At 55.7% G+C, this 17273-nt stretch carries 7 protein-coding genes, 3 tRNA genes and 1 pseudogene; 7 read left to right on the top strand and 4 right to left on the bottom strand.

Going from position 1 to position 17273, the window contains the following annotated elements; all coding sequences use genetic code 11:
• From recC to recD, 4 genes are all read left to right on the top strand, one after another.
• On the top strand, positions 1 to 3369 hold the full coding sequence (gene recC, locus AC1MKH_RS19765; protein ID WP_276224466.1) for an exodeoxyribonuclease V subunit gamma: 3369 nt from the start codon (positions 1 to 3) through the stop codon (positions 3367 to 3369).
• Positions 3370 to 3495: 126 nt separating this feature from the next.
• A complete protein-coding gene (gene ptrA / locus AC1MKH_RS19760) occupies positions 3496 to 6381 on the top strand; it encodes a pitrilysin (protein ID WP_276224464.1) in 2886 nt (961 codons plus the stop codon).
• Positions 6378 to 9941, top strand: a complete 3564-nt coding sequence (gene recB, locus AC1MKH_RS19755; RefSeq protein ID WP_276224462.1) for an exodeoxyribonuclease V subunit beta — start codon at positions 6378 to 6380, stop codon at positions 9939 to 9941. The genes ptrA and recB overlap by 4 nt, the downstream gene beginning before the upstream one ends.
• Positions 9938 to 11773 (top strand): exodeoxyribonuclease V subunit alpha, encoded by a 1836-nt coding sequence (gene recD / locus AC1MKH_RS19750; protein ID WP_276224460.1) that lies wholly within the window; start codon positions 9938 to 9940, stop codon positions 11771 to 11773. Before recB ends, recD begins: the two co-directional genes overlap by 4 nt.
• Before the next feature lie 90 nt (positions 11774 to 11863).
• Here the strand turns inward: recD and argA are convergent, their stop codons facing one another.
• A complete protein-coding gene (argA, locus tag AC1MKH_RS19745; protein WP_149463375.1) occupies positions 11864 to 13195 on the bottom strand; it encodes an amino-acid N-acetyltransferase in 1332 nt (443 codons plus the stop codon).
• 230 nt (positions 13196 to 13425) lie between these two features.
• On the opposite strand from argA, the gene amiC reads away from it, so the two are divergent.
• The 3 genes and pseudogenes from amiC (at position 13426) to AC1MKH_RS19730 (ending at position 16572) form a co-directional block, all read left to right on the top strand.
• Positions 13426 to 14673, top strand: a complete 1248-nt coding sequence (gene amiC, locus AC1MKH_RS19740; RefSeq protein ID WP_231826367.1) for an N-acetylmuramoyl-L-alanine amidase AmiC — start codon at positions 13426 to 13428, stop codon at positions 14671 to 14673.
• A 913-nt stretch (positions 14674 to 15586) separates the two neighbouring features.
• Positions 15587 to 16234: an IS110 family transposase gene (locus AC1MKH_RS19735; RefSeq protein ID WP_488451066.1), complete on the top strand. Its 648-nt coding sequence runs from the start codon at positions 15587 to 15589 to the stop codon at positions 16232 to 16234.
• A pseudogene (locus AC1MKH_RS19730) lies at positions 16235 to 16572 on the top strand (transposase).
• 203 nt (positions 16573 to 16775) lie between these two features.
• Here AC1MKH_RS19730 and AC1MKH_RS19725 read toward each other — a convergent pair.
• From AC1MKH_RS19725 to AC1MKH_RS19715, 3 genes are all read right to left on the bottom strand, one after another.
• A tRNA-Met gene (locus AC1MKH_RS19725) sits at positions 16776 to 16852 on the bottom strand.
• A 51-nt stretch (positions 16853 to 16903) separates the two neighbouring features.
• Positions 16904 to 16980 (bottom strand) — tRNA-Met (locus AC1MKH_RS19720).
• Between the two features lie 44 nt (positions 16981 to 17024).
• A tRNA-Met gene (locus AC1MKH_RS19715) sits at positions 17025 to 17101 on the bottom strand.
• Between the last annotated feature and the right edge of the window lie 172 nt (positions 17102 to 17273).

The raw sequence follows: 17273 nt of genomic DNA, 5'->3' as shown, positions 1-17273 counted from the left end.
ATGTTACGGGTCTACCACTCCAACCGTCTGGATGTGCTGGAAGCATTAATGGAGTTCATTGTTGAGCAACAGCGGCTCGATGACCCATTCGAGTCTGAAATGGTGCTGGTGCAAAGCACCGGGATGGCGCAATGGCTGCAGATGACCCTGTCGCAACGCTTTGGCATTGCGGCGAATATCGACTTCCCGCTTCCCGCCAGCTTTATCTGGGATATGTTCACCCGCGTGCTGCCGGATATTCCCGGCGAAAGCGCCTTCAACAAGCAAAGCATGAGCTGGAAGTTGATGACCCTGCTGCCGCAAATGCTGGATGATGACGCATTTACCCCGCTGCGTCATTATCTGCACGATGATGCTGACAAGCGCAAACTGTTCCAGCTTGCCTCACGGGTGGCGGATCTCTACGACCAGTATCTGGTGTATCGCCCGCAGTGGCTAACCGACTGGGAAAACGACAAGCTGGTGGATGGCCTCGGTGAGGCGCAGCTCTGGCAGGCACCGCTGTGGAAATCGCTGGTGGCGCACACCGAAGCGCTAGGCCAGCCGCTCTGGCACCGCGCCAATTTGTATCAACGGTTTATCGATATCCTTGAACAAAGCGAGACGCGTCCGGAAGGCCTGCCGTCGCGGGTGTTTATCTGCGGTATTTCGGCGCTGCCGCCGGTTTATCTCCACGCCTTACAGGCGCTGGGCAAGCACATTGATATTTACGTGCTGTTCACTAACCCTTGCCGTTACTACTGGGGCGATATTCAGGACCCGGCGTTTCTGGCGCGTTTGCAGGCGCGCCAGCGTCGGCATTTCCGTGAAGAACGCGAGTTGCCGCTGTTTCGTGACGCCGCCGCCGCGCCGGGTTTGTTTAACGACGACGGCGAGCAGAATGTCACCAACCCGATGCTGGCCTCATGGGGTAAACTGGGGCGCGATTATATTTACCTGCTTGCTGGCCTGGAGCGTTATCAGGAGCTGGAAGCGTTTGTTGATATTGACCCGGATAACCTGCTGCACAACCTGCAACATGACGTTCTCGAATTAAAAAATTCCGCCATCGCCGGGCGCACGGCGCAAGAGTTTGCCCACAGCGGTGCCAAACGCGTGTTGAAGCCCGACGATCGCAGCCTGACGGTTCACGTCTGCCACAGCCCGCAGCGTGAAGTGGAAATATTGCACGATCGCCTGCTGGCGATGCTGGAAGCAGACCCGACGCTGACGCCGCGCGATATCATTGTGATGGTAGCGGACATCGACAGCTACAGCCCGTTTATTCAGGCGGTGTTTGGTAGTGCCACCGGCGAGCGCTATCTACCGTATGCAATTTCCGACCGTCGCGCCCGTCAGGCGCATCCGGCGATGCAGGCGTTTATCACGCTGCTCTCGCTGCCCGACAGCCGCTTTGTCAGCGAAGACGTGCTGGCGCTGCTGGACGTACCCGTGCTGGCCGCTCGCTTTAACATTGATGAAGAGGGGCTGCGTTACCTGCGTCAGTGGGTGAATGAGTCTGGTATTCGCTGGGGGCTTGATGACGATAACGTCCGCGAGCTCGACCTTCCTGCCACCGGGCAACATACCTGGCGCTTTGGCCTGACGCGTATGCTGCTTGGCTACGCGATGGAAAGCCAGCAGGGCGAGTGGCAATCTGTCTTACCTTATGATGAGTCCAGCGGTCTGATTGCCGAACTGGTGGGGCATCTGGCCTCGCTGTTGATGCAGCTTAATCACTGGCGGCAGGCGTTGTCGCAGGATCGCCCGCTGGAAGAGTGGCTGCCGGTGTGTCGCGATATGCTCAACGACTTCTTCCTGCCCGATCAAGATACAGAAGCCGCGCTGGCGCTGATTGAACAGCAGTGGCAGGCGATTATTGCGCAGGGAACCCAGTCTCATTACGAGGGGATGGTCCCGCTTTCGCTGCTGCGCGACGAGCTGGCTTCGCGGCTCGATCAGGAGCGTATCAGCCAGCGCTTCCTCGCGGGGCCGGTGAACATCTGTACCCTGATGCCGATGCGTTCCATTCCGTTCAAAGTGGTGTGCCTGCTGGGCATGAACGATGGCGTATATCCACGCGCGCTACCGCCGCTGGGCTTCGATTTGATGAGTCAGAAACCGGTACGCGGCGACCGCAGCCGTCGTGATGACGACCGCTATCTGTTCCTCGAAGCGCTGATGTCCGCCGGGCAGACGCTCTATATCAGCTACATTGGCCGTTCCATTCAGGACAACAGCGAACGTTACCCGTCGGTGTTGGTGCAGGAACTGCTGGATTACATCGGGCAAAGCCATTGCCTGGAAGGTGATGAAGCGCTGAACTGTGACGAGAGCGATAAGCGCGTGAAAGCGCATATCATGCACCAGCATACGCGCATGCCGTTTGATGCCGAGAACTTCACGGCCAATGAGCGGCAAAGTTACGCCCGCGAATGGCTCGCGGCGGCCAGCCAGCAGGGCGAGGCCCATTCACCGTTTATTCAGCCACTCGCGCCACAGGATATTACACATCTGCCGCTGGAGCAGCTTCAGCGCTTCTGGCAGCACCCGGTGCGCGCCTTCTTCCAGATGCGCTTACAGGTGAATTTCCGCGCGGAAGAGAGTGAAATCCCGGACACCGAACCGTTTACCCTGGAAGGGCTGACCCGCTATCAGCTCAATCAACAGCTACTGAATACGCTGATTGAAGAGCAGGACGCCGGGCAGATGTATCGCCGTTATCGGGCGGCGGGTACGCTGCCTTATGGCCCTTATGGGGAAATCGCCTGGGAGGTGCAGCGTCAGGAGATGGAGGCGCTGGCCTCGCGCGTTATCGAGCTGCGCGAGCCTGCGCAAAGCATGGAGATCGACCTTGATTGTGCGGGCGTTAACATTACCGGCTGGCTGGCGCAAGTACAGTCGAACGGATTGTTGCGCTGGCGCCCATCTTTGCTCAGCGTTTCACAGGGAATGCAACTTTGGCTGGAACACCTTGTCTACTGTGCCAGTGGTGGAACCGGCGAGAGCCGTCTGCTGCTGCGCAAAGAGGGGGAGTGGCGCTTCCCGCCGCTGTCGGCCATGGAAGCGAGCGGCTATCTTGCTGAGCTGGTTGAAGGTTACCGATTCGGCATGACGCAGCCGCTACTGTTCCTGCCTGAAAGCGGCGGTGCCTGGCTAAAAGCCTGCTTCGACGCCGAAAGCAACACGCTCCTGATGGACGACGAAACGCAGCAAAAAGCGCGAAGCAAGTTTCTTCAGGCGTATGAAGGGAATATGGTAGTCAGTGGCGAAGGGAGTGATTTATGGTATCAACGCCTGTGGCGCACGCTCGAAAATGAGCAATATGAAGCCATTATCGAACAGACGCAGCGCTACCTGTTGCCGGTTTTCCGTTATCACCAGTCATAATGGCAGTATAAAAATTGCGCAATTAAAACCCTTCGTTTACTATGCGCAAGAAGTCACGGACTGATGCGCATACGATACAACGGCTGACATGTTCAGCCGCCGGTTTGTTAATGATGAGGTCCGTGAATGCCCCGTAGTATCTGGTTGAGTGTTGTTGTTTTGATTACCGCCCTTTGGGCACCCATTAGTCAGGCAGACACAGGATGGCAACCCGTACAGGAGACCATCCGCAAAAGTGAAAAAGATCCTCGTCACTATCAGGCTATCAAGCTCGATAACGGCATGGTGGTGCTGCTGGTTTCCGATCCTCAGGCGGTGAAATCGCTGTCGGCGCTGGTTGTGCCGGTGGGTTCATTGCAGGATCCCGAGGTCCATCCTGGCCTTGCGCACTTCCTCGAACATATGACGCTGATGGGCTCGAAAATGTACCCGCAGCCTGACAGCCTCGCTGAATATCTGAAAATGCACGGTGGCAGCCACAACGCCAGTACCGCGCCTTACCGTACGGCTTTTTATCTGGAAGTCGAAAACGATGCATTGCAGGGCGCGGTTGACCGCCTTGCTGATGCGATTGCATCACCTAAACTGGACAAAAAATACGTTGAGCGTGAACGCAATGCGGTGAACGCCGAGCTGACTATGGCCCGCTCGCGGGACGGTATGCGCATGGCGCAGGTGAGCGCCGAAACCATTAACCCGGCGCACCCCGGCTCACGCTTCTCCGGCGGTAACCTTGAAACGCTGAGCGACAAGCCTGGCAGCCCGGTGCACCAGGCGCTGCTCGCCTTCCGCGATCAATACTATTCCGCCAACCTGATGAAAGCGGTTATCTACAGCAATAAACCGTTGCCGGAGCTGGCGCAGATGGCGGCGCAAACCTATGGTCGCGTGCCCAACAAATCCATTACCGTGCCGCAAATTGATGTGCCCGTGGTGACCGACGCGCAAAAGGGCGTATTGATTCACTATGTCCCGGCGCTGCCGCGTAAAGTGCTGCGCGTGGAATTTCGCATCGACAACAACACCGCTCAGTTCCGCAGCAAAACCGATGAACTGGTTACCTACATGATTGGCAACCGTAGCCCGGGTACCCTGTCCGACTGGCTGCAAAATCAGGGGCTGGTGGAAGGCATTCGCGCCGACTCTGACCCGGTGGTGAACGGCAACAGCGGCGTGCTGGCGATTTCCGCGACCTTAACCGATAAGGGCCTCGCACATCGCGATGAGGTTGTTGCCGCTATCTTCAGCTATCTCAATCTGTTGCGTGAAAAAGGCATCGATAAACGTTACTTCGATGAGCTGGCCCATGTGCTGGATCTCGACTTCCGTTATCCGTCAATCAACCGCGATATGGGCTATGTCGAATGGCTGGCGGACACCATGATCCGCGTGCCGGTCCAGCATACGCTGGATGCGGTGAATATCGCCGACCAGTTTGATGCGCAGGCGGTAAAAGCGCGCCTGGCGATGATGACCCCGCAGAATGCGCGCGTCTGGTATATCAGCGAAAAAGAGCCGCATAACAAAACGGCTTACTTCGTGAATGCGCCTTATCAGGTCGACAAAATCAGCGCGCAGACGTTTAGCGAGTGGAAACAAAAAGCCGAAACGATCTCGCTGAAGCTGCCTGAGCTGAACCCCTATATCCCGGATGATTTCACCCTGATTAAGCCGGAAAAAAGCTATACGCACCCTGAACTTGTCATTGATGAGCCGACGCTGCGTCTGGTGTATATGCCGAGCCACTACTTTGCCAGCGAACCGAAGGCCGATGTCACGCTGATTTTGCGTAATCCGAAAGCGATGGACAGCGCCCGCAACCAGGTGATGTTTGCGCTCAATGATTATCTGGCGGGGATCTCGCTCGACCAGCTCAGCAATCAGGCGGCGGTGGGCGGCATCAGCTTCTCGACCGGTGCAAATAATGGCCTGATGCTGAACGCTAACGGGTATACCCAGCGTTTGCCGCAGCTGTTTGATGCGCTGTTGCAGGGCTATTTCAGCTATCAGACAACGGAAGAACAGCTGGCACAGGCGAAATCCTGGTACGCGCAGATGATGGATTCCGCCGATAAAGGCAAAGCCTACGAACAGGCGATTATGCCGGTGCAGATGCTTTCTCAGGTGCCGTACTTCCAGCGTGAAGAGCGCCGGGCATTGTTACCGTCCATTACATTGCAAGAGGTGATGGCCTATCGCGATCGCCTGAAAACCAACGCCCGCCCGGAATTTATGGTGATTGGTAACCTGAGCAAAGAGGCCTCCAGCACGCTGGCGCACAATATCCAGACGCAGCTTGGCGCAAAAGGTACCGAATGGTGTCGTAACAAAGATGTGCTGATTGATAAAAAACAGTCGGCGATTTTTGAAAAAGCGGGCCCGAGTACGGACTCCGCCCTGGCGGCCGTTTTCGCGCCGGTGAATGCCGATGAGACCAGCACCTCCGCGACCAGCGCCGTCCTGGCTCAAATTGTCCAACCGTGGTTCTACACGCAGTTGCGCACGGAAGAGCAGTTGGGTTACGCGGTATTTGCCTTCTCGATGAACGTGGGCCGCCAGTGGGGTATGGGCTTCCTGCTGCAGAGCAGCGACAAGCAACCGGCCTTCCTGTGGGAGCGTTTTAAAGCGTTCTTCCCAACGGCGGAAGCGAAGCTGCGTGCCATGAAACCGGAAGAGTTTGCACAAATTCAGCAGGCGGTGATTGCGCAAATGGTGCAGGCCCCGCAAACCCTGAGCGAAGAAGCGTCACAGCTCAGTAAAGATTTCGACAGGGGTAATATGGCGTTCGATTCACGTGATAAAGTAGTGGCCCAGATTAAGTTACTGACGCCGCTTAAAGTTGCCGACTTCTTCCATCAAACGGTGGTTGAGCCGCAGGGTATGACCGTACTGTCGCAGGTTTCCGGGAGTGATAACGGAAAACAGGACTACGCGCATCCTGAAGGCTGGAAAGTATGGCAAAGCATCAGTGAATTGCAGCAAACCTTACCGTTGAGACGAGAGAACGAATGACCGATACCGCCGAGTCCCTTGATCCCCTGCGCTTGCCCCTGTATGGCGAGCGTCTGATTGAAGCCTCTGCGGGCACCGGAAAAACCTTCACCATCGCCGCACTCTATCTGCGGCTCTTACTGGGCCTGGGCGAAAGCGCCGCTTTCCCCCGGCCCGTCAACGTCGAAGAACTGCTGGTAGTGACCTTCACCGAAGCGGCGACGGAAGAGCTTCGCGGGCGTATCCGCAGCAACATTCACGAGCTGCGTATTGCTTGTCTTCGCTATAACCCCGATGAACCCGAAACCACCGTTGACCCCCTGTACGCGCGGCTGCTGGATGAAATCGCCGATAAACAGCAGGCAGCGGAAGTGCTGCTGCTGGCCGAGCGGCAGATGGACGATGCGGCGGTCTTTACCATTCACGGCTTCTGTCAGCGGATGCTCAGCCTCAACGCCTTTGAGTCAGGCATGCTGTTTGAACAACAGCTCATTGAAGATGAATCTCAGCTTCGCTACCAGGCCTGTGCCGATTTCTGGCGACGTCACTGCTACCCATTAAAGCGCGAAATCGCGCAGGTGATTTTTGACACCTGGAAAGGGCCGCAGGATCTGCTGAAATCCATCGACCGCTATTTGCAGGGCGAAGCACCCACCATCAAACGCCCGCCGGATGACAGCGAGACGCTGGAGTCGCGGCACGAAAAAATCGTCGCCCACATTGATGCGGTTAAAAGCCAGTGGCTGGCAGCGGTTAGCGAACTGAATGATGTGCTGGAAAACTCCGGTATTGACCGGCGCAAATTTAATCGCGGCAACCAGGGCAAATGGATTGATAAGGTCAGCGCCTGGGCGAGCGAGGAAACCCGGGGCTATCAGCTTCCGGATGCGCTGGAAAAGTTCTCGCAGGCCTTTTTAGCCGAACGAACCAAAGCAGGCGGTGAGGTGCCTACGCATCCGCTGTTCAGCGCCATTGAGGCACTGCTTGCCGCGCCGCTCAGCCTGAATGATCTGGTGATCACTCAGGCGATGGTAGAAATTCGTGATGCGGTGGCGCAGGAGAAACGTCGCCGCGGCGAACTGGGTTTTGACGACATGCTTAGCCGTCTGGACACCGCGCTGCAAAGCGAAAGCGGCGACGCGCTGGCCGCGGCGATTCGCCAGCGTTTTCCGGTAGCGATGATCGATGAATTCCAGGATACCGACCCGCAGCAGTACCGCATTTTCCGCCGTATCTGGCGACAGCAACCGGATACGGCGCTGTTGCTGATTGGCGACCCGAAGCAGGCCATTTACGCGTTTCGCGGTGCGGATATTTTTACCTACATGCGCGCGCGCAGCGACGTGGCGGCGCACTATACGCTGGACACCAACTGGCGTTCCGCGCCGGGCGTGGTGGCAAGCATCAACAAGCTTTTCACCACGGTTGATAACCCGTTCATGTTCCGCGATATTCCATTTTTGCCGGTAAAATCCGCTGCCAAAAACCAGTCGCTGAAATTTGAAATTAATGGCGAAACGCAACCGGCGATGAACGTCTGCCTGATGCCAGGGCAGGGCGTTGGCGCGGGCGATTATCAGGCCTTTATGGCACGCCAGTGCGCGGCGCAAATTCGCGACTGGCTGACCGGCGGGCAACGGGGCACCGCGCTGCTGTGGCGCGGCGAAAAAGCCCGTCCGGTACAGGCGTCAGATATCACGGTGCTGGTACGTAATCGCCAGGAAGCATCATTGATTCGTGATGCGCTCAATGCGCTGGCGATCCCTTCGGTTTATCTCTCCAACCGCGATAGCGTGTTTGAAACGCCGGAAGCGCAGGAGTTGCTCTGGGTACTGCAAGCGGCATTAAGCCCTGAGCGTGAAACCACGCTGCGCAGCGCGCTGGCGACGGCGATGTTTGGCCTGAACGCACAGGATATCGAGCGCCTGAATCAGGATGAAGATGCCTGGGATGCGCTGGTGGAAGAGTTCAGCCAGTACCGTGACATTTGGCAAAAGCGCGGCGTAATGCCGATGTTCCGCGCCCTGATGAGCGCGCGAAACATCGCTGAAAACCTGCTGGCGACCCACGGCGGCGAGCGCCGTTTAACCGACATCCTGCATTTAAGCGAACTGTTACAGGAAGCGGCGACACAGCTTGAAAGTGAGCACGCGCTGGTGCGCTGGCTGAACCAACAAATCGCCGAGCCCAACACCAACGCCTCGAATCAACAGATGCGTCTGGAGAGCGACAAGCACCTGGTGCAAATCGTTACTATCCACAAATCGAAAGGGCTGGAGTATCCGCTGGTCTGGCTGCCGTTTATCGCCCGTTTTCGCAAACAGGATCAGGCGTTTTATCACGATCGCGAATCCTTCTCGGCGGTGCTGGATCTCCAGCAGGGCGAAGAGAGCCTGGAGCTGGCGGAAGCGGAACGGCTGGCGGAAGATTTACGCCTGCTCTATGTGGCACTAACCCGCGCCGTCTGGCACTGCAGCCTGGGCATGGCGCCGCTGACTTCGCGTCGTAGCGACAAAGCGACCGAAACCGATATCCACCACAGTGCGCCGGGCCGCCTGCTGCAAAAAGGCGAGCAGCTTGACGCCGCCGGGCTGGAAGCCGCACTGCGCGCGCTGTGTGATGAACATATTGCGCTGACGATTGCCTGCGAACCCGACGACACCCGCTGGCAGGCGTTACAGCCAGAGGTGCCTGAACTAACGGCGCGCCAGGTGATGCGGCGCATGGTTGATGACTGGCGCGTTACCAGTTATTCCGGCCTGCAACAGCGCGGCCATAGCATGGCGCAGGATCTGCTGCCACGTCTGGATATCGATGCCGCAGGCGTAGGGGAGGCGATGGAAGAGGAGGCGCTCACGCCGCATCACTTCCCGCGCGGCGCATCGCCGGGCACCTTCCTGCACAGCCTGTTTGAAGATCTCGATTTTACGCAGCCGGTTGATGCCGAATGGATGCGTGAAAAACTGCTGCTTAACGGTTTTGAAGCGCACTGGGAACCGGTGCTGACGCGCTGGATTTCCCAGGTGCTGGCAACGCCGCTTACGCCGGAAGGCGTGGCGCTAAATCAACTGGATGCACGGCAAAAACAGGTGGAGATGGAGTTCTATCTTCCTATCGAAAAGCCGCTCGACCCGGTGGCGCTGGATACCGTGGTGCGCCGCTACGACTCGCTTTCGGCGGGCTGTCCGCCCCTTGATTTCCGTCAGGTGCGGGGGATGCTGAAGGGCTTTATCGACCTGGTCTTCCGCCACAACGGGCGCTACTACCTGCTTGACTATAAATCGAACTGGCTGGGCGCGAACAGCGACGCCTACACCCAGCAGGCGATGGCGCAGGCGATGCAGTCGCACCGCTACGATTTGCAGTATCAGCTCTATACGCTGGCGCTGCACCGTTATTTGCGCCACCGTTTAGCCGATTATGACTACGAGCAACACTTTGGCGGCGTGATTTACCTGTTCCTGCGCGGCGTGGACGGTGAGCCGGGCCAGCAGGGGATTTTTAGCACCCGCCCCCAACGGGAGCTGGTTGATGCAATGGACGTCCTCTTTGCCAAACAGACGCAGGAGACAGCATCGTGAACCTGGAAAATTTATTGATTGAAGCCGCAGAGCTAAAGCTGCTGCGCCCGCTGGATGTGCAGTTCGCGCTGACTATCGCCCGCAATGAACATCCCGCCGTGATGCTGGCGGCGGCGATTCTGAGCCGCGACGCCGGAGAGGGGCACGTTTGCCTGCCGCTCAGCCATTTGCAGCATGCGCCGACGCTGAATGGTCGGGCAAAAGTCTTGTGGACGCAACTACTGGACGCGGTCGAAATACCCGACGACTGGGCGGCCTTGTTACTGGCCTCGCAGGCGGTGAGCCAGGGCGAGCGCCCGACGCCGCTGATCCTCTGCGGGGACCGTCTGTATCTGAACCGCATGTGGGGTAATGAACGTAGCGTCGCGCGTTTCTTCCGCGATGCGCAGCTTGCAGAGCCTATTGATGAATCGCTGATTGCCGAGACGCTCGCCGATCTTTTCCCGCCCTCCGACACCATCGACTGGCAAAAAGTCGCTGCCGCCGTCGCGCTCACCCGACGTATTTCGGTGATCTCAGGTGGGCCTGGCACCGGGAAAACCACCACCGTAGCAAAACTGCTGGCGGCGCTGGTGCGCATTGCGGGCGAGAATAAATGCCGTATTCGCCTGGCCGCGCCGACCGGGAAAGCCGCGGCGCGACTTACTGAATCGCTGGGCGCTGCGCTGCGCAAATTGCTGCTGAGCGAAAGTCAGAAAGCGATGCTGCCAACCGATGCCAGTACGCTGCATCGTCTGTTAGGCGCGCAGCCTGGCAGCCAGCGCATGCGTTATCACGCGGGAAACCCGCTGCATCTGGATGTGCTGGTGGTGGATGAAGCGTCAATGATTGACCTGCCGATGATGGCGCGCTTGATTGACGCGCTGCCGCGTCACGGGAGGGTGATTTTCCTTGGCGACCGCGACCAACTGGCCTCGGTGGAAGCCGGCGCGGTGCTGGGCGATATCTGTGCGTGGGTTAATAGCGGCTATACGTCGGAGCGCGCTCTTCAACTGAGCCGCCTGACAGGCACGACGGTGCCGGAAGGGGAAGGAGAGGCGGCTGGCGCATTGCGTGACAGCCTTTGCCTGCTGCGTACCAGCTACCGCTTCGGCAGTGATTCCGGAATTGGGCAACTGGCGCGCGCGGTGAATCAGGGCGATCGTGCTGGCGTGCGTGACGTCTTTGCGCGAGGCTTCGCGGATATTGAACTGAAATCCCTGCGTACCAGCGACGAGTATGAAACGATGCTCGACGATGCGCGCGCGGGCTATGGGCGCTATCTGCAATGCCTGCGCCAGCAGGCCGACCCGGCTGAAATTTTAGAGGCTTTTGGTGAGTATCAGCTCCTGTGCGCCCTACGCGAAGGGCCGTGGGGCGTCAGTGGGTTGAATCAGCAGCTCGAACTCTCGCTGGTGCGCCATCGCATGATTGCGCCGCAGCGGCATTCTCGCTGGTATGAAGGGCGTCCGGTGATGATCGCCCGAAACGACAGTGCGCTGGGGCTGTTTAACGGTGACATTGGCGTGGCGCTCGATCGCGGACAGGGGTTACGCGTCTGGTTCCCGATGCCGGACGGAACCATTAAATCGGTGCAGCCGAGTCGTTTGCCCGAGCACGATACGGCCTGGGCGATGACGGTGCATAAATCGCAGGGCTCTGAATTTGACCATGCCGCGCTGGTTTTGCCGACGCAGCCCGTGCCGGTTGTGACGCGGGAACTGGTGTATACGGCGATTACGCGTGCGAAATCACGCTTGTCGATGTACGCCGATACGGCGTTGTTAGGGCAGGCGATTGTCGCCAGAACCGAGCGACGCAGCGGGCTGGCGGCGATTTTCGCCGAGAATTAATGGGGTTGTCGGATGGCGCTAACGCTTATCCGACCTACATCGTGAAGTCTTGTAGGCCGGATAAGCGTTTGCCCCATCCGGCGTAAAACGTCACCCCAAATCCGCCATCAGTACTTTTGAGCGTCGCTGGTAGTTATACATCTGCTTTTTGCTCTCCGGCAGCAGCTCAACATCCACCGGCTGGAACCCACGTTCCTGGAACCAGTGAATGCTGCGGGTGGTCAGCACAAACAGCTTGCTCAGCCCCATCTGCTTTGCCTGCGTAGAGATACGCTGCAACAGCACTTCCCCGCGTGATGAACTTTGATAATCCGGATGCACCGCCACGCAGGCCATCTCACCGATTTTCTCTTCCGGGAACGGATAGAGCGCGGCACAGGCGATGGTGGTGTTATCGCGCTGAATAATGGTGAATTTGTCGATCTCCATCTCCAGCTGTTCGCGGGAGCGGCGCACCAGGATACCCTGCTGTTCCAGCGGATGGATGAGATCGAGGATGCCGCCAATATCGTTGATGGTGGCGCGGCGGATCTGCTCGGCGCTTTCCATCACAATCTGGGTCCCGATACCGTCGCGGGAGAAAAGCTCCTGCAACAGCGCGCCATCTTCCTGATAGCTGATTAAGTGGCTGCGGCGCACGCCGCTGCGGCATGCTTTGACCGCACCGCGCAGAAAACGCACGGTGCCAGATAAGTAATCGCCTTCCTGCTCAAGCTCCTCAACGCGGGCCTGTGCTTCGTTGGGGAACAGCTCTGGCACGATGTTACCCTCACGGTCAAAAACCCCCTGAGAAGAGCAGAAGCCGATCATCTTTTCTGCTTTCAGTTTGATAGCCAGCTGCGTGGCAATCTCTTCAGAGGTCAGGTTGAAGCTTTCGCCGGTGACGGAAACGGCGACCGGCCCCATCAGGACGATTGCGCCGCTGTCGAGCTGACGATGAATCGCTTCTTCATCGATACGACGAATGCGCCCGCTGTGACAGTAATCGACGCCATCATCGACGCCCAGCGGCTGGGCAATGATGAAGTTACCGCTGACCACGTTGATATGTGCACCCTGCAACGGCGTATTGTTGAGGCTCATGGATAAACGCGCGGTGATATCGAGCTGTAGCAACCCGGCTGCCTGTTTAACCAGTTCCAGGCTTTTCGCATCGGTCACGCGAATTTGCTTGTGGTAGAGCGGCTCATGATGATGCGCTTCAAGATTGGCATCGATTTGCGGGCGCGCGCCATAGACCAGCACCAGGCGAATCCCCAGACTGTGCAGCAGACCAATGTCATTGACAATACTGGAGAAATTGTCATGTTCGATGGCTTCTCCGCCCAGCATGATGACAAACGTTTTTCCCCGATGGGCATTGATATAGGGAACTGAATGACGAAACCCTTCGACCAGTTCGGTTTTACGTTCCTTCACCACGGCATGACCTCTCAGTGCATTTTTATTCGCAATAAGTGTATTTTTATTCTGTTTTGGCCGTGAGTGCAAGCGCGAATTTTCCGCGAAAGGGTAAAATGAATTCTGAAAAAGGGCTTAGCAAAAGAATGTTTACCCTTTTATAGATGACAGTTTATGCGCCTTTGGTTAAAGTTTTTGGTCAAACTTATTATGCGTAATACCAAAGTAAGCATTATTGGCTCGGGAGAAGCATGTCGGGAAGTCAGTCATTTAGCCGCCGCCGCTTGTTAAAAGGGGCGGGCGCCATGTGGTTATTAAGCGTCAGTCAGGTAGGTATGGCTGCCACAAGCCAGGTGGTGGCCGTGCGCGTCTGGCCTGCGTCCAGCTATACGCGTGTGACGGTTGAGTCAAATCGGGAGCTGAAATACCGACAGTTTGCGCTGAGCAATCCGGAACGCCTGGTTGTCGACCTCGAGGGCGTGAACCTGAACTCGGTGTTGAAAGGCATGACGGCGCAAATCCGCGCTGACGATCCCTTTATTAAATCCGCGCGCGTCGGGCAGTTTGATCCGCAAACCGTGCGGATGGTGTTCGAACTCAAGCAGAACGTCACGCCGCAGCTGTTTGCGCTGGCGCCGGTTGCCGGGTTTAAAGAGCGTCTGGTCATGGACCTGTACCCGGCGAATGCGCAGGATGTTCAGGATCCGCTGCTGGCGTTGCTGGAAGATTACAACCGTGGCGATCTCGATAAACAGGTGCCGCCTGCGCAGAGTGGGCCGCAGCCTGGTAAGGCCGGGCGCGATCGTCCTATCGTTATCATGCTCGATCCGGGGCACGGTGGGGAAGACTCCGGCGCGGTGGGTAAATATAAAACGCGTGAAAAAGATGTGGTGCTGCAAATTGCCCGACGCCTGCGGTCGCTTATCGAGAAAGAAGGCAACATGAAGGTCTACATGACGCGAAATGAAGATATCTTTATTCCGCTGAAGGTGCGCGTGGCGAAAGCCCAGAAGCAGCGCGCAGATCTGTTTGTCTCTATTCACGCCGATGCTTTCACCAGCCGTCAGCCGAGCGGGTCATCGGTTTTTGCGCTCTCAACCAAAGGCGCAACCAGTACCGCCGCGAAATTCCTCGCACAAACCCAGAACGCCGCCGACTTAATCGGTGGGGTGAGTAAAAGCGGCGATCGCTACGTCGACCACACCATGTTTGATATGGTGCAGTCGCTGACCATCGCCGATAGCCTGAAATTCGGCAAAGCGGTGCTTAAACACATGGGTAAGGTGAATAAGCTGCATAAGAATCAGGTTGAGCAGGCGGGCTTTGCGGTACTGAAAGCGCCGGATATTCCGTCTATCCTCGTCGAAACAGCGTTTATCAGTAACGTCGAAGAGGAGCGTAAGCTCAAGACGGCAACCTTCCAGCAGGAAGTCGCCGAGTCTATCCTGGCGGGGATAAAAGCCTATTTTGCCGATGGCGCGACGCTTGCAAGGCGATAATAGATAATCGATTAAGGTTCTTTATCGAAAATTAGCTGGCTAATTTCCGATGAGGAATCTTAGTTTTGGGGTAGGATATTCTGCTCAGTTACTATGATTAGATTAGCGGGTTTATTTTAGTTCGGTATGTATGATAGAAGGAACCAAAATCGTTAAGAATCAGGTTGATACATATAAATTTACTTATCTCTATGTTTTTTTTTGAAAACAAATATAGCAGCGGTCATTATTGTTGGGAAAAACAACATCCAGATAATTAAGAAATCTCTAACGATAGGAATAGAGTCATATTGTTCCATATCATTATACAACCCATAGTGAGTATTCAAATACTCATATGCTCTCCATATTATATAAGGAAGGTTAAAAAGTTTGCCATTAACCCATAACATGAATAAAGATATTGAGCTACATAGCAAATAAGTCATTATTACTTTGAAAATTAAAGTTAATACACGCATTTCAGACCTCGTATATACCAAACGGTCTGATTATATCTTATGGTTAAAGTAAAATAAAATCAAAGAGTTTCATGGGATTAACACGTAAGCGGCATAAATAATAATATGTGTATTAATAAATTTCATGAATATTCTATAATTTGTGCGGGTGTTATTTTCAACAACTAATCACCTAAAGTGACGAGGCTTGCTGACAAAGTGCGCTTTGTTCATGCCGGATGCGGCGTAAACGCCTTATCCGGCCTTGTATCTTGAACTGGTAGCTGATTAGCTGTCAGCTACATGAAACGGGAGAAGCTTGTATCCGGCCTGAAGACACGGATCTTCCGACGTAGCTTAAGCCTCCCGTTTCACCTTTCACGTCACTCAAAATCCGAACGGTAACCAGAAGCTCTGACTTCGTATGTACAAGGCTGGAATGACGTGTTGGCTCAGGTGAAAGGAGATTCTCGATGTGTACTCTCGGTATTGATGTCAGTAAAAATAAAATCGATGTTTGTCTGCTTACTGCCGGTCCCGGCGGCAAAAAAAAACACAAAGTTCTGACCAATGAACCCGACGTCTCCAGCAAAGTTATCGACTGGCTGAGCGCACAAAAATGCGTTCCGGAAAGTGTGACGGTCGTGCTGGAAGCGACGGGTATCTACCATGAAAATCTGGCATATGGCCTGCATGAAGCCGGTGTCAGAGTCTGCATGGCTAATCCCTATCGTGTTCGTGAATTTGCCAGCGGGATGGGTATTCTCAACAAGAATGATGCTGTGGATGCCTTCGTTCTGGCCTGTTATGGCGAGCTGAAACACCCGAATGCCTGGGTTCCACCTTCGCCCGAAGTCCGCAAGCTGAGGGCGCTGCTGCGCCAGCGGGATGCCCTGAAAGAGGATGTTCAGCGCACGGTGAACCGGCTGGAAAAAGCGAATTCCACAACCACTCCACAGGAGGTCATCCGTTCACTTGAGCGGACGAAAAGCTGGCTGAGCGATGAACTGACCCGGATAGAAAAACTCATAACCGATCATATAGATAACGATCCGGGGTTGAAGGCTGATCTTGATTTACTGAAATCGATCAAGGGCGTTAAAGATCAGGTCGGGCGGTAGATGCTGGCGCTGCTGAAAGACGGGACATTCAAAAGCGCCTCACAGGTCGCGGCTTATCTGGGTATCACGCCGGTAGAGAAAACGTCGGGGAGTTCGGTACGTGGCAGACCCATATGTCAAAGACAGGGCCGTCGGAAGTACGGGCTAAGCTGTATGTTGCAGCGCTGAGCGCGTGCCGCTGGAACAAACAGGCAAAAGCTGTTTATGAACGACTGGTCGCAAAGGGTAAAGCCAAAAAAGCCGCACTGGGAGCAGTTATGCGCAAACTGGTGCATTTATGCTTCGGAGTGTTAAAAACGCGGCTTAGCTGGGACGAAAATTATGCAGCTACCGCTTGACGTTCAAGACGGTAGCTACAAAATATTGAAAATTCAATATATTGAAGAAATCATGTAGGCGCTGATAAGCGTAGCACATCAGGCAATGTTGCGTTTGTCATCAGTCCCAATATCCTGGGGGGCTGATGATAAACAGGCGATCTGGCTAGTACGGCAGGTATATTGCAGGCAAAAAAAACACCCGAATGGGTGCTTGATTTTGTTGGTTGCGGGGGCCGGATTTGAACCGACGACCTTCGGGTTATGAGCCCGACGAGCTACCAGGCTGCTCCACCCCGCGTCCGTCTGTTACTCTTCCATCGAGTAACCTTTTCTCTTTTGTACAATGTGTTGGTTGCGGGGGCCAGATTTGAACTGACGACCTTCGGGTTATGAGCCCGACGAGCTACCAGGCTGCTCCACCCCGCGTCCGTCTGTTACTCTCTTTCAAGTAACTCTTTTCACATTGTAATTGGTTGCGGGGGCCAGATTTGAACTGACGACCTTCGGGTTATGAGCCCGACGAGCTACCAGGCTGCTCCACCCCGCGTCCGTGGATGCGCACTATACTCTGCTCGCTTTCTGATGCAACTATTTTTTGATTTAAATGGTTATTTTTTCCGAAAACGCGTTAAAAAGCGTCAGTTCGGTTTGTTTTTTGTACGAAATTGCGCTCAGGGGACGTTATCACGTTTCAATAGGCCTGGCGGTTTGTTATCTTC

It is taken from the genome of Pseudocitrobacter sp. CD920760, assembly GCF_057782505.1.
Note: the sequence above shows the minus strand (reverse complement) of the source record. Positions and strands in the feature narration are given on the sequence as shown.

What these genes read in the sequence shown, in the direction of transcription:
- recC (WP_276224466.1), top strand. Translation starts at nt 1, where the DNA reads ATGTTACGGGTCTACCACTCCAACCGTCTGGATGTGCTGGAAGCATTA.
- ptrA (WP_276224464.1), top strand. Translation starts at nt 3,496, where the DNA reads ATGCCCCGTAGTATCTGGTTGAGTGTTGTTGTTTTGATTACCGCCCTT.
- recB (WP_276224462.1), top strand. Translation starts at nt 6,378, where the DNA reads ATGACCGATACCGCCGAGTCCCTTGATCCCCTGCGCTTGCCCCTGTAT.
- amiC (WP_231826367.1), top strand. Translation starts at nt 13,426, where the DNA reads ATGTCGGGAAGTCAGTCATTTAGCCGCCGCCGCTTGTTAAAAGGGGCG.
- AC1MKH_RS19735 (WP_488451066.1), top strand. Translation starts at nt 15,587, where the DNA reads ATGTGTACTCTCGGTATTGATGTCAGTAAAAATAAAATCGATGTTTGT.